This window comes from Streptomyces sp. NPDC002125 (assembly GCF_053593715.1).
The window spans coordinates 277,214-299,019 of record NZ_JBSFDD010000003.1; the positions used below are offsets into that span (position 1 = coordinate 277,214).

17 protein-coding genes and 2 tRNA genes are annotated in these 21,806 nt (G+C 69.0%); 14 read left to right on the forward strand and 5 right to left on the reverse strand.

From position 1 onward, the window contains the following. Positions 1–7: 7 nt before the first annotated feature. Positions 8–145: a 50S ribosomal protein L34 gene (gene rpmH, locus ACWCQM_RS07185; RefSeq protein ID WP_014047156.1), complete on the reverse strand. Its 138-nt coding sequence runs from the start codon at positions 143–145 to the stop codon at positions 8–10. 381 nt (positions 146–526) lie between these two features. On the opposite strand from rpmH, the gene dnaA reads away from it, so the two are divergent. The 9 genes from dnaA (at position 527) to ACWCQM_RS07230 (ending at position 13,288) form a co-directional block, all read left to right on the forward strand. Beyond that, positions 527–2,317: a chromosomal replication initiator protein DnaA gene (gene dnaA / locus ACWCQM_RS07190; protein ID WP_450914306.1), complete on the forward strand. Its 1,791-nt coding sequence runs from the start codon at positions 527–529 to the stop codon at positions 2,315–2,317. 1,048 nt (positions 2,318–3,365) lie between these two features. After that, positions 3,366–4,496 carry a DNA polymerase III subunit beta gene (gene dnaN, locus ACWCQM_RS07195; RefSeq protein WP_356742083.1) on the forward strand — a complete coding sequence of 377 codons (1,131 nt, stop codon included), beginning with the start codon at positions 3,366–3,368 and terminating at the stop codon, positions 4,494–4,496. Between the two features lie 145 nt (positions 4,497–4,641). After that, on the forward strand, positions 4,642–5,520 hold the full coding sequence (gene gnd, locus ACWCQM_RS07200; RefSeq protein WP_073750678.1) for a phosphogluconate dehydrogenase (NAD(+)-dependent, decarboxylating): 879 nt from the start codon (positions 4,642–4,644) through the stop codon (positions 5,518–5,520). A gap of 86 nt (positions 5,521–5,606) precedes the next feature. Continuing rightward, on the forward strand, positions 5,607–6,737 hold the full coding sequence (recF, locus tag ACWCQM_RS07205) for a DNA replication/repair protein RecF (protein ID WP_450914307.1): 1,131 nt from the start codon (positions 5,607–5,609) through the stop codon (positions 6,735–6,737). Continuing rightward, positions 6,734–7,303, forward strand: a complete 570-nt coding sequence (locus ACWCQM_RS07210; RefSeq protein ID WP_450914308.1) for a DUF721 domain-containing protein — start codon at positions 6,734–6,736, stop codon at positions 7,301–7,303. Before recF ends, ACWCQM_RS07210 begins: the two co-directional genes overlap by 4 nt. Before the next feature lie 379 nt (positions 7,304–7,682). After that, entirely contained in the window at positions 7,683–9,752 is a 2,070-nt protein-coding gene (gyrB, locus tag ACWCQM_RS07215) for a DNA topoisomerase (ATP-hydrolyzing) subunit B (protein ID WP_450914309.1), read from the forward strand. Positions 9,753–9,819: 67 nt separating this feature from the next. Then, positions 9,820–12,447: a DNA gyrase subunit A gene (gene gyrA / locus ACWCQM_RS07220; protein ID WP_450914310.1), complete on the forward strand. Its 2,628-nt coding sequence runs from the start codon at positions 9,820–9,822 to the stop codon at positions 12,445–12,447. A gap of 93 nt (positions 12,448–12,540) precedes the next feature. Next, entirely contained in the window at positions 12,541–13,140 is a 600-nt protein-coding gene (locus ACWCQM_RS07225) for a DUF3566 domain-containing protein (protein WP_267074721.1), read from the forward strand. A gap of 71 nt (positions 13,141–13,211) precedes the next feature. Next, positions 13,212–13,288, forward strand: a tRNA-Ile gene (locus ACWCQM_RS07230). A gap of 435 nt (positions 13,289–13,723) precedes the next feature. Here the strand turns inward: ACWCQM_RS07230 and ACWCQM_RS07235 are convergent. Beyond that, positions 13,724–14,083, reverse strand: a complete 360-nt coding sequence (locus ACWCQM_RS07235) for a DUF6344 domain-containing protein (protein WP_450914311.1) — start codon at positions 14,081–14,083, stop codon at positions 13,724–13,726. Between the two features lie 281 nt (positions 14,084–14,364). Between ACWCQM_RS07235 and ACWCQM_RS07240 the strand changes: the two genes are divergently transcribed. Continuing rightward, positions 14,365–14,499 carry a DLW-39 family protein gene (locus ACWCQM_RS07240; RefSeq protein ID WP_003958712.1) on the forward strand — a complete coding sequence of 45 codons (135 nt, stop codon included), beginning with the start codon at positions 14,365–14,367 and terminating at the stop codon, positions 14,497–14,499. A 530-nt stretch (positions 14,500–15,029) separates the two neighbouring features. Further along, a complete protein-coding gene (locus tag ACWCQM_RS07245; protein WP_450914312.1) occupies positions 15,030–16,364 on the forward strand; it encodes a hypothetical protein in 1,335 nt (444 codons plus the stop codon). Between the two features lie 4 nt (positions 16,365–16,368). On the opposite strand, the gene ACWCQM_RS07250 is transcribed toward ACWCQM_RS07245, so the two are convergent. Both ACWCQM_RS07250 and ACWCQM_RS07255 read right to left on the reverse strand, forming a co-directional pair. Further along, positions 16,369–17,751 carry a serine/threonine protein kinase gene (locus tag ACWCQM_RS07250; RefSeq protein WP_450914313.1) on the reverse strand — a complete coding sequence of 461 codons (1,383 nt, stop codon included), beginning with the start codon at positions 17,749–17,751 and terminating at the stop codon, positions 16,369–16,371. Positions 17,752–18,016: 265 nt separating this feature from the next. Next, a complete protein-coding gene (locus tag ACWCQM_RS07255; protein WP_450914314.1) occupies positions 18,017–18,565 on the reverse strand; it encodes a helix-turn-helix domain-containing protein in 549 nt (182 codons plus the stop codon). 169 nt (positions 18,566–18,734) lie between these two features. Here ACWCQM_RS07255 and ACWCQM_RS07260 point away from each other — a divergent pair. Next, positions 18,735–18,807 (forward strand) — tRNA-Ala (locus ACWCQM_RS07260). 291 nt (positions 18,808–19,098) lie between these two features. On the opposite strand, the gene ACWCQM_RS07265 is transcribed toward ACWCQM_RS07260, so the two are convergent. Then, positions 19,099–19,824 (reverse strand): DUF5324 family protein, encoded by a 726-nt coding sequence (locus ACWCQM_RS07265; protein ID WP_450914315.1) that lies wholly within the window; start codon positions 19,822–19,824, stop codon positions 19,099–19,101. A 349-nt stretch (positions 19,825–20,173) separates the two neighbouring features. Between ACWCQM_RS07265 and ACWCQM_RS07270 the strand changes: the two genes are divergently transcribed. Both ACWCQM_RS07270 and ACWCQM_RS07275 read left to right on the forward strand, forming a co-directional pair. Then, complete coding sequence (locus ACWCQM_RS07270; protein WP_450914316.1) at positions 20,174–20,701, forward strand: peptidylprolyl isomerase; 528 nt, start codon at positions 20,174–20,176, stop codon at positions 20,699–20,701. 158 nt (positions 20,702–20,859) lie between these two features. Next, complete coding sequence (locus ACWCQM_RS07275; RefSeq protein WP_450914317.1) at positions 20,860–21,765, forward strand: rhomboid family intramembrane serine protease; 906 nt, start codon at positions 20,860–20,862, stop codon at positions 21,763–21,765. The last annotated feature ends 41 nt before the right edge of the window (positions 21,766–21,806 follow it).

Below are 21,806 nucleotides of genomic sequence, written 5' to 3' on the forward strand. Positions count from 1 at the left end.
GCCGCGATCAGGCGGACAGGTTTGCGCGACCCTTGCCACGGCGGTTCGCGAGAATCGCGCGGCCGGCACGGGTACGCATACGCAGCCGGAAGCCGTGGGTCTTGGCGCGACGACGATTGTTCGGCTGGAAGGTGCGCTTGCTCACTCGGGGGCTCCAGAAATGATTCGTGTGTTGGCGGGACATCGCCTGGCTGTCACCGTGCGCCCACGAGGAACTCGCGTAAACGCCTTAGTGCACCGCTTCACAATCACAGATCGTGATGTTTGCCCATCGGAGGCAGGCGGCAGCAGCCATCGACAACTCGACCTGGTCACGGTACGCGCGGCTGCGCCATTCGGTCAAACCAGCTCCTCGGCACCCCGTGCTGTACACAGCCTGTGGACAACAACTTGAACCGTGCGGGTCGGGCTGACTACCGTGGCTGAACTCCGGTTCTTTTCCTTCCCCCCTGCCGGGCCTCACCCGACCCGACCCATCCCGTCCCGAGAAGCACACATTCGTGGGACATGCGAGAGAGCGTGCCTTGTGGCTGACGTACCTGCCGATCTTGCCGCAGTGTGGCCACGAGTGCTGGAACAACTCCTCGGAGAGGGCCAGCAGGGCATCGAGCCGAAGGACAAGCAGTGGATCGAGCGCTGCCAGCCTCTGGCACTCGTCGCCGACACCGCGCTGCTTGCCGTGCCCAACGAGTGGGCCAAGGGTGTCCTCGAGGGCCGGCTCGCGCCGCTGATCAGCGAGACGCTCACCCGTGAGTGCGGTCGGCCGATCCGGATCGCGATCACCGTCGACGATTCCGCCGACCAGCCCCCCGCGCCGCCCGCGCCCCCGATGCACCAGCCCCACCAGGGCCAGCAGTCCCATCGCTACCAGGGGCCCCAGCACGACGAGCCCTCGCGCAACGACGGGTACGACAGCTACGGCCCCAGGCCCTTCGACGACGGCATGCCGACGGCCCGCCCCGCCTACCCGGACTACCAGCAGCACCGCCCCGAGCCCGGCGCCTGGCCCCGCGCGCAGGAGGACCTCTCGTGGCAGCCGCGGCACGGCGGCTACCAGGACCGCGACCCGTACGCGAGCCCGCGCCCCCAGCAGCCGCAGCACGACTACCGCCCGCAGCCGCCCGAGCACCAGGGCTACGAACAGCAGCGTGACGGCCGCGACCGCCACGATCTGCAGGAGCAGCAGCCGCAGCACCGCCAGACCGGCCCCGGGCCCTCGCGAGCCGGCGGCAGCGGCGGACCCATGGGCACGCAGTCCGCGCCACCGCCCGGCACGGGTGAGCCGCACGCCCGGCTGAACCCGAAGTACCTCTTCGACACCTTCGTCATCGGCGCGTCCAACCGGTTCGCCCACGCGGCCGCGGTGGCCGTCGCCGAAGCCCCCGCGAAGGCCTACAACCCCCTCTTCATCTACGGGGAGTCGGGGCTCGGGAAGACCCACCTGCTGCACGCCATCGGTCATTACGCGCGCAGCCTCTACCCGGGCACCCGGGTGCGGTACGTGAGCTCGGAGGAGTTCACCAACGAGTTCATCAACTCGATCCGCGACGGCAAGGGCGACACCTTCCGCAAGCGCTACCGCGACGTGGACATCCTCCTGGTCGACGACATCCAGTTCCTGGCGAGCAAGGAGTCGACGCAGGAGGAGTTCTTCCACACCTTCAACACGCTGCACAACGCCAACAAGCAGATCGTGCTGTCCTCGGACCGTCCGCCCAAGCAGCTGGTGACCCTGGAGGACCGGCTGCGCAACCGGTTCGAGTGGGGCCTCACCACCGACGTGCAGCCTCCGGAGCTGGAGACGCGTATCGCGATCCTCCGCAAGAAGGCCGTGCAGGAGCAGCTCAACGCCCCGCCCGAGGTGCTCGAGTTCATCGCCTCCCGCATCTCGCGCAACATCCGTGAGCTGGAGGGCGCGCTCATCCGCGTGACCGCCTTCGCGAGCCTCAACCGGCAGCCGGTGGATCTCGGTCTCACCGAGATCGTGCTCAAGGACCTGATCCCCGGCGGCGAGGACTCCGCCCCCGAGATCACGGCGCCGGCCATCATGGCGGCGACCGCGGACTACTTCGGGCTGACGGTGGAGGACCTCTGCGGATCCTCGCGCAGCCGTGTCCTGGTGACGGCGCGCCAGATCGCCATGTATCTGTGCCGCGAGCTGACGGATCTCTCCCTGCCCAAGATCGGGGCGCAGTTCGGGGGGCGCGACCACACCACGGTGATGCACGCCGACCGGAAGATCCGCGCGCTGATGGCGGAGCGCCGCTCCATCTACAACCAGGTCACCGAGCTCACCAACCGCATCAAGAACGGCTGAGACCGAAAGCGGCGGCCAGACCCCGCTGCGGCGCGCTCCTGAGGGCGCCCCGAGAGGACCGTAAGACGTCCTCCTGGGGCGCCCTCTGTCGTCAGGGGCACTCCCCGGAAGGCTCCCCGAGTTCCTTAGGAGGCTCCCCGGAGTTCCCCAGGAGGCTCGGCGGAGTTCCCCAGGACGGCTTCAGGAGTGGCCGGGTGACGGGCGGGGAATGGTTCCCGAGACCGCTCGGCACGCCTCCTCCGGCCCCGGGTGGGGACCTGTGGGCAGGCCGAGTCGGCGGCCGATGTTCGAATACGGGCCCCGGAAGGGCCTCTCTCCACAGATGATCGAGGAATCCCGTGTCCACAGCCTGGGGACTGTGAAGTTGTCCAGATTGCTTCCACAGGACCGGCTGTCGATACTCCATCAGGCCAGGTCACATGCCTGGGGATTTGTGGTCAACAGTGATCCACAGCCTGTGGACAGAATTTCCGTCCACAGGGCCTCACCGATGTTGTCCACCGGCGGCCCACAGGCTGTGGCCCGTTGTCCCCAGCTTCTCCACACCCCTGTCCACTGTTCGGCAACGCGACACCGCCTTTCACTGCCGAGAGTGAAAGGCGTCACACCAGGGGCCTCGGTTGAGCTGTGGGGAACGTGGGTAAAGCTGGGGACAGCCCTGGGGAGAAGTCACCCGGCCCTGTGCATCGGGTGTGCAGAACTTTCGCGTGTCCACAGAAGCACCTGGTTGTCCACCGGTGCCGCCCACAGGGTCGGTGGACAAAAAACCGGCTCTGACCTGCGCAGATGGTGTTATCCACGGTTTCCACAGGGCCTACTACTACTACCACTCAGAGTTAGCCAGGAATCAGCTTCGAAGTGGGGCCTGTGCACAACTCGAGAAGCGAGCGCGGCGAACCTCTTGGCTCGACTTGACCCCGAGCAGCAACGAGTGTCGGTGCCGTACGTCAGACTGGTCCCCGGCGGCCTCCCCAGCCCTTCGGCAGGGAGCCCCGATCAGACGACGAAGGCCAGCAGGGCGAGCGAGCAACAGCAGGAGGCGGTTCCGGTGAAGATCCGGGTGGAGCGCGATGTACTCGCGGAGGCGGTGGCCTGGGTGGCCCGCAGCCTCCCGGCCCGTCCGCCGGCGCCCGTTCTCGCGGGCCTTCTCCTGAAGGCTGAGGACGGAGCCCTCAGCTTCTCGAGCTTCGACTACGAGGTCTCGGCCAAGGTCTCGGTGGACGCCGAGGTCGAGGAGGACGGCACGGTGCTCGTCTCCGGCCGGCTCCTCGCCGACATCTGCCGCGCCCTGCCCAACCGCCCGGTGGAGATCTCCACAGACGGTGTACGGGCCACGGTGGTCTGCGGCTCCTCGCGGTTCACCCTCCACACACTGCCTGTGGAGGAGTACCCGGCACTGCCGCAGATGCCGACCGCCACGGGCACCGTCCCCGGTGAGGTCTTCGCCTCGGCGGCCGCCCAGGTCGCCATCGCGGCCGGGCGTGACGACACCCTGCCCGTCCTGACCGGCGTCCGGATCGAGATCGAGGGCGACACCGTCACCCTCGCGTCGACCGACCGCTACCGCTTCGCGGTCCGCGAGTTCCTGTGGAAGCCGGAGAACCCGGACGCGTCGGCCGTGGCCCTGGTGCCCGCCAAGACGCTCCTGGACACCGCCAAGGCGCTCACCAGCGGTGACACGGTGACGCTCGCCCTGTCCGGTTCGGGTGCGGGAGAGGGGCTCATCGGTTTCGAGGGCGCGGGCCGTCGCACGACCACCCGGCTGCTCGAGGGCGACCTCCCGAAGTACCGCACGCTCTTCCCGACCGAGTTCAACTCGGTCGCGGTGATCGAGACCGCCCCGTTCGTCGAGGCCGTCAAGCGTGTCGCCCTCGTCGCCGAGCGCAACACCCCGGTGCGGCTCAGCTTCGAGCAGGGTGTGCTGATCCTGGAAGCCGGTTCCAGCGACGACGCACAGGCTGTGGAGCGTGTGGACGCCGTGCTGGAGGGTGACGACATCTCGATCGCCTTCAACCCGACCTTCCTGCTGGACGGTCTCAGTGCGATCGACTCCCCCGTCGCCCAGCTCTCCTTCACGACGTCGACGAAGCCGGCCCTGCTCAGCGGCCGTCCCGCCGTCGACGCCGAGGCGAACGACGCGTACAAGTACCTGATCATGCCGGTCCGTCTCTCGGGCTGACCCGGCGGTCGTTCCTGTCATGGCAGCCACCGGTGGACAGGCTCAGCGCCGAGCGAGCCCGCCGTGCTGCACCCCGCCGTGCGGTACCGGCCGGGCGTAGGCTCGGTCCCAGGTACGAATCGGCACAACGCTTAAGGAATCTCTGATGGAGCTCGGTCTCGTCGGCCTCGGCAAGATGGGCGGCAACATGCGCGAGCGCATCCGCCGCGCAGGCCACACGGTCATCGGTTACGACCGCAACCCGGACGTCGCGGATGTCCACAGCCTGGAAGAGCTTGTGGGCAAGCTCAAGGGCCCGCGCGTCGTGTGGGTGATGGTCCCGGCCGGCGCCGCGACCCAGTCCACCATCGACGAGCTGGCCGAGCTGCTCTCCCCGGGCGATGTCGTCGTCGACGGTGGGAACTCCCGCTGGACCGACGACGAGAAGCACGCCGTCGAGCTGGGCATCAAGGGCATCGGCTTCGTCGACTGCGGCGTCTCCGGCGGTGTCTGGGGCCTGGAGAACGGCTACGCCCTGATGTACGGCGGCGACGCCGCGAACGTGGAGAAGGTCCAGCCGGTCTTCGACGCGCTCAAGCCCGAGGGCGAGTTCGGTTCCGTCCACGCGGGCAAGGTCGGCGCCGGCCACTTCGCCAAGATGGTCCACAACGGCATCGAGTACGCCATGATGCAGGCCTACGCCGAGGGCTGGGAGCTCCTGGAGAAGGTCGACTCCGTCACGGACGTACGCGAGGTCTTCCGCTCCTGGCAGGAGGGCACGGTCATCCGTTCCTGGCTGCTGGACCTGGCGGTCAACGCGCTCGACGACGACGAGCACCTCGACCAGCTCCGTGGCTTCGCCGCGGACTCCGGCGAGGGGCGGTGGACGGTCGAGGCCGCCATCGACAACGCCGTGCCGCTCCCCGCGATCACCGCGTCCCTCTTCGCGCGCTTCGCCTCGCGGCAGGACGACTCGCCGCAGATGAAGATGATCGCCGCGCTGCGCAACCAGTTCGGTGGCCACGCCGTCGAGAACAAGAAGTAGCGGCGAGCAGGAAGCAGCCGTGAGCCGGAGGACGGCACGCGGCACAGCAGCACACAGCAGAGCAAGCAGTCGAAGGGTCGGCGATCATGCACGTCACGCATCTTTCGCTGGCCGACTTCCGCTCGTACGCCCGGGTCGAGGTTCCTCTCGATCCGGGCGTCACCGTGTTCGTGGGGGCCAACGGTCAGGGCAAGACCAATCTCGTCGAGGCGGTCGGCTATCTCGCGACGCTCGGCAGCCACCGGGTGTCGTCGGACGCCCCGCTGGTGCGGATGGGCGCCGAGCGCGCCGTGGTCCGTGCCGCCGTCACCCAGGGCGAGCGCTCACAGCTGATCGAGCTGGAGCTCAACCCCGGCCGCGCCAATCGGGCGCGTATCAACAGGTCCTCGCAGGTCAGGCCGCGTGACGTCCTGGGGATCGTGCGGACGGTGCTCTTCGCCCCCGAGGACCTGGCCCTGGTGAAGGGCGATCCGGGCGAGCGCCGGCGCTTCCTGGACGAGCTGATCACCGCGCGCTCCCCCCGCATGGCAGGTGTCCGCTCCGACTACGAGCGGGTGCTGAAGCAGCGCAACACCCTGCTGAAGTCGGCCGCCATGGCCCGCAGACACGGCGGCCGGTCGCTGGACCTGTCCACCCTCGACGTGTGGGACCAGCACCTCGGCCAGGTGGGGGCGGAGCTGCTCGCGCAGCGGCTCGATCTGATCGCCACCCTCCAGCCGCTCGCGGACAAGGCGTACGCCGATGTCGCCCCGGGCGGGGGACCGGTGACCCTGGAGTACCGCAGTTCGGTCGGGGCCGATGTGGAGCCCGCGCGTACCCGCGAGGAGCTGTACGCGCAGGTGATGGCCGCGCTGGCCGAGGCCCGCAAGCAGGAGATCGAGCGTGGGGTGACACTGGTCGGCCCGCACCGTGACGACCTGGTGCTGGGCCTGCGCGGGATGCCGGCGAAGGGGTACGCGAGCCACGGCGAGTCCTGGTCCTACGCGCTCGCGCTGCGGCTGGCCTCGTACGACCTGCTGCGCACCGAGGGCAACGAGCCGGTGCTGGTGCTCGACGACGTCTTCGCCGAGCTGGACGCGCGCCGCCGTGAGCGACTGGCCGAGCTGGTGGCCCCCGGCGAGCAGGTGCTGGTGACGGCCGCCGTGGACGACGACGTCCCGGGGGTTCTGAAGGGTGCTCGTTACGCGGTGTCCGCGGGAGCCGTGGAGCGGCTGTGAGCGATCAGGGCGAGAAGGGCGAGCAGGGCGGGTCCGGACCCGCCCCGGCGAAGCAGCCGGAGGTCTCCGGGGTCGACCTGGCGCGGGTGGCGCTGCGGGCGGCGAAGGAGCAGGCCCGTGCCAGAGGCGCGGCGGCCCAGCAGAAGAAACAGGCCAGGCGCGGTGGCGGGCTGCGTTCCGGTGCGCGCTCCGACGGCCGCGATCCGTTGCCCCTGGGGTCGGCGATCAACAGGCTGATCACCGAGCGCGGCTGGGAGACCCCCGCGGCGGTCGGCGGCGTGATGGGCCGGTGGCCGCAGATCGTGGGGGACGATCTGGCCAATCACTGCGTTCCCGTGCGGTACGACGAGGATCCGGCCGAGCGGGTTCTGACGGTGCAGTGCGACTCGACAGCGTGGGCGACACAGCTGAGGCTGCTGGCCCCGCAGCTGGTGGCCCGGCTGAACACGGACCTGGGCCACGGCACGGTCCGGATGATCAAGGTGCTCGGTCCGGGCGGACCGCAGCGCAGATTCGGCCCTCTTCGGACGCCTGGGAGCAAGGGCCCCGGAGACACCTACGGCTGAGCAGGCCTTTTCCCGGAGCAGCCTCCCGGCCCGGCAGCCGGCCCCTCCATGTCTGTCCCGTTTTGCCGAGGACTCGGTGTTTCCGGTCTGTACGGCTTTGTCTGTCTTTGTGGCGTAGGGGAAACCTGAGGCGTCCCTCACCGTAGCGGGAGGTTGACAGCCCGAAGCGCGCAATGCCCTCGTGAGCCTCTCGGGGGCCCTTCCTGAATATGGGGAGTCGTCAGCCGCTCATTCAGGGCGGCACATGCGTACTCAGGCACCGGCAAACCCCCATTCATGTCGGCGCTACCGGTAGACTGGTGGACAATCCCGCTTCCTCGCGGGAGTCGTCGATACAAGCCGAACGACGCAGCCGCTCCCGCCTGCCGGAGAACGGCCTGTGCTGTGCCAGAAAGGGCGCTTCGTGGCCGATTCCGGCAACCCCAACGAGAACATTCCGTCCACAGCCGGTGAGCACGGCGAGGTGACCGCCTCGTACGACGCGAGCGCGATCACCGTGCTCGAAGGCCTGGACGCGGTCCGCAAGCGACCCGGCATGTACATCGGGTCCACCGGTGAGCGCGGTCTCCACCACCTCGTGCAAGAGGTTGTCGACAACTCGGTCGACGAGGCGATGGCCGGGCACGCGGACACCATCGACGTCACGATCCTCGCCGACGGCGGGGTGCGCGTGGTCGACAACGGCCGCGGCATCCCGGTCGGCATCGTGCCGTCCGAGGGCAAGCCGGCCGTCGAGGTCGTGCTCACCGTCCTGCACGCGGGCGGAAAGTTCGGCGGTGGCGGTTACGCCGTCTCCGGTGGTCTGCACGGCGTGGGTGTGTCCGTCGTCAACGCCCTGTCCACACGGGTGGCTGTCGAGGTCAAGACGGACGGCTACCGCTGGACCCAGGACTACAAGCTCGGTGTCCCGACGGCCCCGCTGGCCCGTCACGAGGCCACCGAGGAGACGGGTACGACCGTCACCTTCTGGGCCGACGGCGACGTCTTCGAGACCACCGACTACTCCTTCGAGACCCTCTCGCGCCGCTTCCAGGAGATGGCGTTCCTCAACAAGGGACTCACTCTCAAGCTCACCGACGAGCGCGAGGCGGCGAAGGCCACGGCGGGCGCGGACAGCGCCGAGGCGGTGGACGTCCCCGACGAGGAGTCGACCCGCACGGTCACGTACCACTACGAGAACGGCATCGTCGACTTCGTCAAGTACCTCAACTCCCGCAAGGGCGAGCTGATTCACCAGTCGGTGATCGACATCGAGGCCGAGGACAAGGAGCGTCTCCTCTCGGTCGAGATCGCCATGCAGTGGAACACGCAGTACAGCGAGGGCGTCTACTCCTTCGCCAACGCGATCCACACGCACGAGGGCGGTACGCACGAGGAGGGCTTCCGTGCGGCGCTGACCTCGCTGGTCAACCGCTACGCGCGCGACAAGAAGCTGCTGCGCGAGAAGGACGACAACCTCACCGGTGAGGATGTCCGCGAGGGTCTGACGGCGATCATCTCGGTGAAGCTGGGCGAGCCGCAGTTCGAGGGCCAGACCAAGACCAAGCTGGGCAACACCGAGGCGAAGACCTTCGTCCAGAAGGTCGTCCACGAGCAGCTGACGGACTGGTTCGACCGGAACCCCAACGAGGCCGCCGACATCATCCGCAAGGGCATCGCGGCCTCCACGGCCCGTGTCGCGGCCCGCAAGGCGCGTGACCTCACCCGGCGCAAGGGGCTTCTGGAGAGCGCCTCGCTGCCGGGCAAGCTGAGCGACTGCCAGTCCAACGACCCGACGAAGTGCGAGATCTTCATCGTCGAGGGTGACTCCGCCGGTGGTTCGGCGAAGTCCGGCCGTAACCCGATGTACCAGGCCATCCTGCCGATCCGGGGCAAGATCCTGAACGTCGAGAAGGCCCGCATCGACAAGATCCTGCAGAACACCGAGGTCCAGGCGCTGATCTCGGCCTTCGGTACCGGGGTCCACGAGGACTTCGACATCGAGAAGCTCCGCTATCACAAGATCATCCTGATGGCGGACGCCGACGTCGACGGCCAGCACATCAACACCCTGCTGCTGACCTTCCTGTTCCGCTTCATGCGGCCGCTGGTCGAGTCCGGGCACGTCTACCTATCGCGCCCGCCGCTCTACAAGATCAAGTGGGGCCGCGACGACTTCGAGTACGCGTACTCGGACCGTGAGCGCGACGCCCTGGTGGCCCTGGGCAAGCAGAACGGCAAGCGCATCAAGGAAGACTCGATCCAGCGCTTCAAGGGTCTCGGTGAGATGAACGCCGAGGAGCTGCGCGTCACCACGATGGACGTCGACCACCGCGTGCTCGGCCAGGTCACGCTGGACGACGCCGCGCAGGCCGACGACCTGTTCTCGGTGCTGATGGGCGAGGACGTCGAGGCGCGCCGTTCGTTCATCCAGCGCAACGCCAAGGACGTCCGCTTCCTCGACATCTGAGTCGGCCGTACAAGGAGGAGGGTCCGGCGACCCTCCAAGCCGCAGCGCGAAAGGACTTTGACCAGCAATGGCCGACGAGAACACCCCTGTGATGCCCGAAGAGGAGCCCGTCGTCCCGGGCGTGGGCATGCGTGTCGAGCCCGTGGGGCTCGAGACGGAGATGCAGCGCTCCTACCTCGACTACGCGATGTCCGTCATCGTGTCGCGTGCCCTGCCCGACGTGAGGGACGGCCTGAAGCCCGTCCACCGCCGCGTGCTGTACGCGATGTACGACGGCGGCTACCGGCCCGAGAAGGGCTTCTACAAGTGCGCCCGCGTCGTCGGCGACGTCATGGGCACGTACCACCCGCACGGCGACTCCTCCATCTACGACGCCCTGGTGCGCCTCGCGCAGCCGTGGTCGCTGCGCATGCCGCTGGTGGACTCCAACGGCAACTTCGGTTCTCCGGGCAACGACCCGGCCGCCGCCATGCGGTACACCGAGTGCAAGATGATGCCGCTGTCCATGGAGATGGTCCGGGACATCGACGAGGAGACCGTCGACTTCCAGGACAACTACGACGGCCGCAACCAGGAGCCGACGGTCCTGCCGGCGCGCTTCCCGAACCTCCTGGTGAACGGTTCCGCCGGCATCGCGGTCGGTATGGCGACCAACATCCCGCCGCACAACCTGCGCGAGGTCGCCGCCGGTGCCCAGTGGTACCTGGAGAACCCGGAGGCCTCGCACGAGGAGCTCCTGGACGCGCTGATCGAGCGGATCAAGGGCCCGGACTTCCCGACCGGCGCGCTGGTCGTGGGCCGCAAGGGCATCGAGGAGGCCTACCGCACGGGCCGCGGCTCGATCACCATGCGGGCGGTCGTCGCGGTCGAGGAGATCCAGAACAGGCAGTGCCTGGTCGTCACCGAGCTGCCGTTCCAGACCAACCCCGACAACCTCGCTCAGAAGATCGCCGACCTGGTGAAGGACGGCAAGGTCGGCGGCATCGCGGACGTCCGTGACGAGACGTCCTCGCGCACGGGCCAGCGCCTGGTCGTCGTGCTGAAGCGTGACGCGGTCGCCAAGGTCGTGCTCAACAACCTCTACAAGCACACCGACCTGCAGACGAACTTCGGCGCGAACATGCTGGCCCTCGTCGACGGGGTTCCGCGCACGCTGTCGATCGACGCGTTCATCCGCCACTGGGTGACGCACCAGATCGAGGTCATCGTCCGGCGTACGAGGTTCCGCCTGCGCAAGGCCGAGGAGCGGGCGCACATCCTGCGCGGCCTGCTCAAGGCGCTGGACGCGATCGAAGAGGTCATCGCCCTCATCCGTCGCAGCAACACGGTGGAGATCGCGCGCGAGGGCCTGATGGGCCTGCTGGAGATCGACGAGATCCAGGCGAACGCGATCCTGGAGATGCAGCTGCGCCGTCTGGCCGCGCTGGAGCACCAGAAGATCACCGCCGAGCACGACGAACTCCAGGCGAAGATCAACGAGTACAACGAGATCCTCGCGTCGCCGGCGCGGCAGCGGCAGATCGTCAGCGAGGAACTGGCGGCGATCGTCGACAAGTTCGGCGACGACCGGCGCTCGAAGCTGGTCCCCTTCGACGGTGACATGTCCATCGAGGACCTCATCGCCGAGGAGGACATCGTCGTCACGATCTCCCGCGGCGGCTACGTCAAGCGCACCAAGACGGACGACTACCGCTCGCAGAAGCGCGGCGGCAAGGGCGTCCGGGGCACGAAGCTCAAGGAAGACGACATCGTCGACCACTTCTTCGTGTCGACGACGCACCACTGGCTGCTGTTCTTCACGAACAAGGGCCGGGTCTACCGTGCCAAGGCGTACGAGCTGCCGGACGCCGGCCGGGACGCGCGTGGCCAGCACGTCGCGAACCTGCTCGCCTTCCAGCCGGACGAGCAGATCGCCCAGATCCTCGCGATCCGCGACTACGAGGCGGCGCCCTACCTGGTCCTCGCGACCAAGGGCGGTCTGGTGAAGAAGACCTCGCTCAAGGACTACGACTCGCCTCGCTCCGGTGGCGTTATCGCGATCAACCTCCGGGAGACCGAGAGCGGCGCGGACGACGAGCTGATCGGCGCCGAGCTGGTGTCGGCCGAGGACGACCTGCTGCTCATCAGCAGGAAGGCCCAGTCGATCAGGTTCACCGCGACGGACGACGCGCTGCGCCCGATGGGCCGCGCGACGTCGGGCGTGAAGGGCATGAGTTTCCGCGAGGGCGACGAACTGCTCTCGATGAATGTTGTCCGGCCCGGTACGTTCGTGTTCACTGCCACCGACGGCGGGTACGCGAAGCGGACCGCGGTCGACGAGTACCGCGTCCAGGGCCGTGGCGGTCTGGGCATCAAGGCGGCCAAGATCGTCGAGGACCGCGGGTCGCTCGTCGGCGCGCTGGTGGTGGAGGAAGCGGACGAGATCCTCGCCATCACGCTCGGCGGTGGTGTGATCCGTACGCGAGTCAATGAAGTCAGGGAGACGGGCCGTGACACCATGGGCGTCCAACTGATCAATCTGGGCAAGCGTGATGCCGTCGTCGGCATCGCGCGCAACGCCGAGGCCGGTCGTGAGGCCGAAGAGGTCGACGGGACCGATGAGGCCGAAGGCGCCACGGTCGAGGCCCATGCCGAGAGCGTGGTCGAGGGCACAGTCGAGGGCACGGCGCCTTCGGCCGGGGAGCACGAGGAGTAAAGCGTGAGTGGAGCCACGGGCGCCGGTTCGGCCGCTTCCGGAGCAGGCGCGAACGGCGCCCGTGGCCCTGCCACGGACTCCCAAGGGGGCACTGTGACGGATACTCGGGGACCTCAGCCGCAGTACGAGGGGTACGCGACCGGGCCTCTGCCCGGTGAGCGGGAGCCCGCACCGGGCCAGGCGGGGCCCTACCACCCGCCGCAGGCGTACCCGTCCCCCGCGGGCGGTACGCAGGGTGGCGGCGGCACACAGGGCGGAGCACAGGGCGTGGGCGGCGTACAGGGGACCCGGCTGCCCCGGACGGGGGCACGGACCACTCCGCGCACCCGGAAGGCGCGTCTGCGGGTGGCGAAGGCCGACCCGTGGTCGGTGATGAAGGTCAGTTTCCTGCTCTCCATCGCCCTCGGCATCTGCACGGTGGTCGCCGCGGCGGTCCTGTGGATGGTGATGGACGCGATGGGCGTCTTCTCCACCGTGGGCGGCACGATCAGCGAGGCCACCGGTTCGAACGAGAGCAACGGCTTCGATCTGCAGTCGTTCCTCTCGCTGCCGCGCGTCCTCATCTTCACCTCGGTCATCGCGGTGATCGACGTGGTGCTGGCCACCGCGCTGGCGACGCTGGGCGCGTTCATCTACAACCTGTCGGCCGGCTTCGTGGGTGGCGTGGAGCTCACTCTCGCCGAGGACGAGTAGGGCGCCGGGTATCGATTTTGGGACTGGCCCCGACGTGCGCTAATCTTCAGAAGTCAGCGCAGCAGCGCGGCGGGGCTATAGCTCAGTTGGTTAGAGCGCATCCCTGATAAGGATGAGGCCACAGGTTCAAATCCTGTTAGCCCCACCAGCAAGAAGAACCCCTCACCGATCGCGGTGGGGGGTTCTTGCGTGTACGGGGACGTGTGCGGTTCCGGCCGGCCCGGGGATGCCGGTCGGGTGGCCGCAACGAGGTACCGGCCCGTGAGTGCTCCGGGTCGCGGGGGGTTCCGGCCCGTGAGGACTCTTCGGGTTGCGAGAGGGTTCCGGCCTGCGCGCTCGTCTGGTTGCGGCACCAGCGGCACCAGCGGCACCACGCGGCACCAGCGGCACCACGCGGCACCAGTGGGCCGCAGGCCGCGTGCCGGGATGCCGCCAGGGAGCCGCTGAGGCGCCGGCGGGAGGGCTGCGGCGTCCGGCAGGGGCGCGGTACCGGCGCAGGCGTCGCAGGGGCGCGTACGGGCGCACGGAAAAGGCCCCCGCCGGTGTGAACCGGACCAGGGGCCTGGACGAGTGCGCGGCGCGCTCAGGGTGGCAGCGGGGACGAGTCCCCGGCAGGTGTGGCGCCGTGGGTGGAGCGGGTGCTGTTCGTCGCGTGCACCGCGTCGGTGGCGTCCGAGGACAGCTGCCGGGTGGCCGGGGAGGAGCCGTGCGCCTCGGCGCGGATGCGCTGCTTCATCGTGGGTGGCAGCGCCCTGTCACGCGGAAGGGTCCATCGCACCGACGGGGTGGTCGCGGTTGCCGCGGTCGCACCCGTGTGCTCGTGGCTCGTGGTCGTGGGCTCCGCGGCCGTGGCCTGGGCGGTGGCGAGGCCCAGCGAGGCGAGAAGTGCGAAGAAGGCGGTGATGAAGGCGGTCCAGATGCTCTTGACCCTGAAGGTGCTCATGGCCCCTCGCTTTCAGGTGGTCCGGTTTGCTTACCTTTCCGATGATGTGGATCCGGGCCGTGGAATCCGGGACCGACGCCCCCGGTGCGCCGATCTTCTGATGAACACCACTCTTATGGTTCAACCGGCCCGAAAAGCTGCTTCCGGGGGTCGCGAGAGCTTCTGACGGGGGTCCGGAAAGGGTGGCGGCCGGGTTCCGGGGAGGTCACCGAACGGTATCGGCCGGTGTGTATAGTCGGGCGGCAGAAGTCCCTTACGTCAAGGAAAGACGAGGTCGCGCGGTGAAGAAGCTTCTCCTGGTCGCACTGGCCGCCATCGGCGGGCTCCTCGTGTACCGCCAGATCCAGGCGGATCGCGCCGAGCAGGATCTGTGGACGGAGGCGACCGACTCCGTGCCCGCAGGTTCGGGTGTGTGAGACGGAACAGTCTGCTAGAAGCCCCGGCCGCCGAGCGGCCGGGGCTTTGTGCTGTCCGGGGACCGCTGGTGTGCGACCGGGCGCCCGCCCCCTTGCGTTCGCCCAAGCGAACTATTGAGTTGCGTGAGCAATGTGATCGGTGTGGGTGGTCGCTGCCGGCTCGTCGTCGAACGTTCAAGAAGGGCTCGGACGGCGCGCGTTGACCCCTGAGACGCGGCTGTTCACCCCGGCCCGGTTCCCGGTCGACGGCGCTGTCCGGCGGGAAGCCCGCGGAGCGGTGTGGCGCTGCGCGTGGCGGTGCTCCGCGACGAGCTCGCCGGCCCCCGGCGCGTCCGTACGGGCGAAGAGGCCGGGTGGTACGGGCCACGATGGCAAAAGGGCGGTGGCGGCAGACACCGGTGGTACGGGCGGTGCAGGATGGACCGGCATCGCGACCGCTGCCGGCGCGGGCGCCGCGGTGTACCGGCCGCCGGGCTCGTGCTCGTACGCGGGCGACGCAGGGAAGGCACGCAGACGACGAGGGGAAGCGCGTGAACAGCCAGCGCAACAGGGGCCGGGTGATGCTCGCTTCGCTCGCGGCGATGTGCGCGGTGGCGGCGCTGCCGGGGCAGGCGCACGCGGCCGACGGCCCCGCGGCGTACACGTTCGATCCCGCGGCGACATCGGTCCGGGGTGCGGAGACGAACGCCGACGCGGAGGAGCTGAAGCCCGGAGCGGTCTACAAGAGCTCCATCAAGGGGAGCCAGAAGCTCTATTACCGCCTGGAGCTGGACGACAGCACCAACGCGTACGTCTCCGCGGTGGCCGTCCCGAGGACCGGCGGAAAGGTCGCCTACGGGGACGGCATCACGATCAGCCTCAGGGACCTCGACGACAACCGCTGCAGTTCCGAGGACGCGGACTTCGCGTCGGCGGAGTTCCCGCGCCCGATCACCGCGTACGCCCACCGGACCATGAAGAAGGACAGCACGATCTGCCAGGCGGGCGGCACGTACAACGTCCTCGTCGAGCGGGAGAGCAAGGCGACTTCGTCACCCGAGGCATGGGACCTGGAGCTGCGCTTCGAGACCGAGCCCGCGCTGAAGGACGGCGAGACGCCGCCGACCGAGGCGCCGGAGGACTGGTCCTCCGCCTCACCCGCACCGGCCCCGGGGAAGCAGAAGCGGACCGGAGGCAGCAGCTACTACGACGCGACCAGCCTGGAGTCCGGTGAGTGGGTGGACGCCGTCGCACCCGGACAGACGCGCTTCTACCGGGTGCCCGTGGACTGGGGCCAGCAGATCTTCGCCACGGCCGCGCTGAGCAACAGCGGCACGTCGACCGAGTACCTCGGCAACGTCCTGGCGGTGTCCCTGGACAACCCCGCGCGTGGTCATGTGGAGGACGCGACGCTGTCGTACTCCGGGGCGCCGAACTCGGTGGCGCTGGACCCGCTGCCCCCGGTGGCGTACGAGAACCGCAACGACGTCGCCTCGGACGTCAGTGCGATGCGCTTCGCCGGCTGGTACTACCTGTCGGTGACGCTCTCCCCCAAGGTCGCCGAGCACTACGGAACCGACCCGATCGGGCTGACGCTCAAGATCAACGTCGTCAACGACAGCGAGCCGTCCCCCTACCAGGGGGATGCGGGGATCTTCGGTGTCACCGATGACGACAGGGACATGGCCAAGAGCGGGCAGAGCGCGCCCGAGGCCGGCGAGAGCGACACGATGAAGATGGTGGCCGCGGCCGGGATCGGCACCGGTGCCGTGCTGGTGCTCGGACTCGGGGTGTGGACGCTGCTCGCCCGGCGCCGGGCTGCCGCCGTGCCGCCGACCGCGGGCGGGCAGCAGCCGCTCGGGGGGCCGCCGCCCCAGGCCTGGTAGCCGGTCAGATCTGGGTGAGCGCCCAGATTCCCACCGCGAAGCAGATCAGAGCCACCAGCAGGACCGGGATCGCCACCTTCGGGGGCGGTCCCGGCCGCTTCACGGGGGACGGCTGCGGGGCGGCGGGCACGGGAGGAGCGGCGGGGCCGGGGGCCAACGGGTGCTGCGCGGTATAGGCGCGGGTGGGCGGAGCCGCCCCGTACGGCACGGATGCCGTGGCGGCCTGCGCGAAGTCCGGCGGGGCGGCGTCGGCGTAGGGGGACGGCTGCGGCTGCGTGCCCTGAGGCGCCTGCGGCACGGGCGCGTGCTGCTGTTGCGGGGGCGGGGCGAGGTGGAAGCTGCCCGTCTCGGACATCGCCGGGTGTGGCGCGTACGGCTGCTGTCCCGCTCCCTGGGGCTGCTGTGGCGGTTGGGGCGAAGGATGAGGCAGCGAGATGCCGCCGACGGCCTGTGCGGGCATCTGAGGGCCGCTCACGGGCCCCTCCGGGCCTCGGGGGGCCTGGGGTGCTTGAGGGCCTTCGGGGCCGAATCCGGCGGGCAGGGGGCCGATCTGGTCGAACACCTCCACCGGCTCATCGTCCGCGGAGGGCTCCGGCAGCATCTCGACCGCCTCGGCCAGGGCCTTGCGCGCCCCCGTGGCCGTACGGAAACGGGCGTGCGGGTCCGGCTGCAGCAGTCCCGCGAGAACCTGCCACAAGGGCTCCGGCACACCCTGAGGGGCGCCGGGGGTGCCGTGTGCCGCGAAGTACTCGATCAGCGCCTGGGAGTCGGGCTTCTGACCCTGCAGCAGATAGAGGGCGACGAGACCCACGGCGAACAGGTCCGCCGGGAAGTCCGGCTCCGCACCCATCATTTGCTCGGGTGCGAAGTAACCGGGCGTTCCGACGACGTAGTTGGTCTCCGTCAGCCGGGGCTCGCCCTTGCGCATCGAGATACCGAAATCGGAGAGCCGCAGATGCGGCCGGCCCGTACCGGTGGCCTCCATCAGGATGTTGGCCGGCTTGATGTCCCGGTGCACGACCCCCTCGGCATGCACCGTGGACAGCCCGGAGAGCAACTGGTCGAGCAGGAGGCAGACGAAACGCGGGGGGAGCGGCCCGTAGTCGCCGATGACATGGGCCAGAGATCCGCCGCTGACCAGATCCATCGTGAACAGGACCTTGTCGTCGTCGGCCGCCCAGCTGGCCGGGGCGAGGACATGCGGATGCTCGATACGCAGCGCCTGTTCACGGACGAAGCGCAGCAGCGTGTGCGCGTCGCTCTGCTGGAGGACCTTGGCCGCCACGTACCTGCGGCGTCTGTGGTCCCATGCGCGCCAGACGGCGCCGACCCCACCACGTCCGATCGGATCCACCAGCTCGTACCGACCAGCGAAGACCTCACCCATTGCGCTGCGCCCGCTCCCGTTCCCGTATCGGTCCGTGTCCCGGCTGTCGGGATACTGCCACGGCTCTGCCGCCCGGGGCGGTTCCCGGGCCTGGGTCGTGCTTCAGGGCCTCTCGTCCGGATCGTGCCGGGCTCGCGTGCCCTGGCACCGCACCCCGAGGCGTTGTCGTCTGGAGTCATGGCTCAGCCATGGCTCCCGCCTCCGCCTCGCGCCGCACGGCACCGGACCCCCGCTCCCCGATTCGGCCTGATCCGGACGAAGGGCCCTAGCTCTGGTGGCCTTCGTAATGCGCGACCGCGTCGGCGGTGCGCCCAGCTCCGTACACCCTGAGGAACTCTGCCAGTTCAGGGTGGGCCGGGGCGAGGGAGTCGGCGGCATCGATGATGTCGCCGGCCGCGGCGACCGAGCGGAGGAGCGACTGGATCTCGCGGACCACGCGCCGCACGGTGGGGGCCCCGCCGGTGGTGGCGGTCTGCCCGGTGCTGGTCAGTACCGAACCGCCCTGCGACTTCTTGATCTCCTCCATCCGGTCGGTGGCCTCTCCCGCGCTGACGCTGCCGTCCGCGACCTGGCTGGCGAGCTCCTGGAGAGCCTGGACCCGCTGGACGACCGCCGGATTGCCGATCTTGGCCCGCTGGCCGCTCATCAGCTGGGAGAGCATGGGCGCGGACAGCCCGAGCACCGCGGCGAGGCGTGCCTGGTTGAGGCCGAGGTCATCGATCAGCCTGCGGAAGAGCGCACCCAGCGGCTCCCCGTACCAGCTGCGCTGGAGCTCCCGGGCTCTAGCCGTGGCCTCTTGCTGCGCTGCGTCCATTGCGTCTCCCCTTCGCTGCGGCTTCGCTGCTGCGAACCTCGTCGTGCATCTTACGGAGAGCCGTTGACGACGGGGAGTCCCAATCCTTTTGCAGGTTTCGGGGGGTCACCCGGTACTCTGTTCTGCGACGGACGTCACCGCATGGATCTGTCCTGTGGTGTCCGTTTTCGGGGCCTTAGCTCAGTTGGTAGAGCGCTGCCTTTGCAAGGCAGATGTCAGGAGTTCGAATCTCCTAGGCTCCACAGCAGAACGCCCCTGACCTGTGTTTCATCAGGTCAGGGGCGTTCTTGTGCGTGGGCCCCCTGGTGCCGAGCCGGTACCAGGAGCAGTTGCGGCAGTTTCACGTGAAACAGCGGGAGTCCAGGTTTCACGTGAAACTGCCGCAGTCGGGCCACATGAACACCTCGTAGTCCATGGGCAGCCCGTAGGTGGTGCGGAACAAGAGGATGGGGGCGCTCGGCACGGCAAGAGGGGCGCCGGAGGCCCTGAGGCTTTCCGCCGCCCCTCCTGGGCGTCGTTCCCGGTGGTCCGGGTCAGCGCTTGTCGTCGCGGTCAGTGCCGTCCGCCGCGTCCGGTCCGGCTTCCGCCTCGTCCTGCTTGGCGCGGACGTCCGGGTCGAGCAGCGGCTGGCCGCTGCCGTCGACGGAGGTCAGTGGAGCGCGGTCATCGCCCACCTCGGTGGGGGCGGGCGGCTCGACCAGCCAGTCCGGGTTGGCCTGCTTGTCCCACCACTTCCAGGCGGCGAAGGCTCCGCCCGCCAGGGCGCCCAGCACGAGGAAGCCCTTGGCCAGCTTGCCTGCCTTGGCCCGCCGCTCGTGCTTCCTGACGATCTTCTGGATCTCCTTGGCCGTCACTTGGCCTCGGAGTGCGGCGAGCGCGGCGGTGCTGCGCGCGGTGGCCTCCTTGGCCATTGGGCGGCTGGCCGCCACCGCGTACTCGACGCGCGGCACGGTGTAGTCCGCCGCGGTCCTTGCGGCGCTGCGCGTCTGGACGGCGGCCTTGTGTGCGGCCTCGTCGACCTTGGGCGGCACATGCGTACGAGCCTGTTCGATGCGGGGCGCGAGATGTGCGCTGTACTGGACACGGGCCTGCGCGGCTGCCTTCGACACCTTGGGCGCGAGCAGTGCGCGAGCCTCCTGCGCGTAGTGCGCGGCCTGTTCCTTGGCCGTGTCGGCGTAAGGCGCCACCACTTCCGCGGCGTGCTGCGCGCTGTCCTTCGCCGAGTAGGTTGCGGCGCGCACGCTGTCGATGCGGGTCACGGGATCCTCCTCCTTGGTGGCGGGTAGGTACTCCGCCTATCCACCCATTTCGAAATCATGCCCGCTGAGGCATCGAGCGCCATGCGGGACGGGGCATCCGGGTCATGAGCGTCATTCTCGGGCAATGTGGTGCAAGGGGAGCGTGCCGCTGACGATGCCACGGTTCGCGCCGAGGCGCTCCGTGTCGTCTGGCACTTGGCCGCATTTATCCCGCAGGAAGTGTGGAAAAGGTGCAGGAAACCGGGCAACAAGGTGAGTGCGGCATGTCCCGGGGTGATGACCGGACTGTGGAGGAGCGCCCCCGTGCGAGGATCGGAGGTCATCAGCGAAGACTTACGGAAGGCAGATCGTGGCCGAGCAGCTTTACGCCACTTTGAAGACCAACCAGGGCGACATCGAGATCCGGCTTCTGCCGAACCACGCGCCCAAGACGGTCAGGAACTTCGTCGAGCTCGCCACGGGTGAGCGCGAGTGGACGAACCCCGAGACCGGCAAGAAGTCCACGGACAAGCTGTATGACGGAACTGTCTTCCACCGTGTCATCAGCGGCTTCATGATCCAGGGCGGCGACCCGCTGGGTAACGGCACGGGCGGCCCAGGATACGAGTTCGGCGACGAGTTCCACCCGGACCTCGCCTTCACCAAGCCCTACCTGCTGGCCATGGCCAATGCCGGTCCGGGCACCAACGGCTCCCAGTTCTTCGTGACGGTCTCGCCCACCGCCTGGCTGACCGGCAAGCACACGATCTTCGGTGAGGTCGCCGGTGAGGCGGGCAAGAAGGTCGTGGACGCCATCGCCGCGGCTCCGACCAACCCGCGCACCGACCGTCCGCTCCAGGACGTGGTGATCGAGTCGGTCGTCATCGAGACCCGCTGACCCGTCGGACAGCCGGCCTCCGGGGCCGCTGACCCGACAGGCCGCGCCCCCGCGCGGGGAACCAACCGCCCTGCTCGTCCGTACTGTTACATAACGGGCGAGCGGGGCGGCCGCATGTGTGCCGCCGCCACGGACGAGGACCGAAGGGGCCGTGACCGATGGAGAAGCACCAGCCGCCGGAAGACCGGGACGGGTCCGCGGCTGCGGGCGGTCCTCCCACCTGTTATCGCCATCCGGACAGGGAGACGGGGATCCGCTGCACCCGGTGCGAGCGGCCGATCTGCACGGACTGCATGATCGGGGCCTCCGTGGGCTTCCAGTGCCCGGAGTGCGTCCGCGAGGCCACGGGCACGGGCCACCACCCCGCAGCCAGCCGGCCGCGGACCCTCGCGGGCGGCAGCGTCGCTGCCGACCCGAGGCTGGTCACCAAGATCCTGCTCGGCATCAACATCGCCGTCTTCATCGCCGTCCTGGCGGCGGAACGCCCGCTGGTCGACGATCTGCTGCTGTTCGGCCGTGCCTACTCCGGCGATCCTGCGGCCGGCATCGAAGGGGTGGCCGAGGGCCAGTGGTACCGGCTGCTGACGTCGGTGTTCCTGCACCAGGAGGTGCTGCACATCGCCTTCAACATGATGGGGCTGTGGTGGCTCGGCGGACCGCTGGAGGCCGCCCTGGGGCGCGCCCGCTATCTCGCCCTCTATCTGCTCTCGGGGCTCGCGGGCAGCGCGCTCACCTATTTGACCTCCGACCCCGGACAAGGGTCCCTCGGCGCTTCCGGTGCCGTGTTCGGTCTGATGGGTGCCACGGCTGTGCTGATGCGCCGGATGAACTACGACATGCGGCCGGTCATCGTGCTGCTCGTGGTGAACCTGGTCTTCACCTTCACCTGGGGTGGGATCGCCTGGCAGGCTCATGTGGGCGGCCTGGTCGCCGGCGCGCTGATCGCCATCGCCATGGTCCATGCCCCTCGCGAGCGCCGGAATCTCGTGCAGTACGGCGCGTGTGCGCTGGTTCTGCTGGCGGTCGTGGGGATCGTCCTCGCCAGGACCGCCGCGCTCACCTGAGCGGAATCCGTTGCTCCAGAGGTGCGGTTGTCCACAGAGCG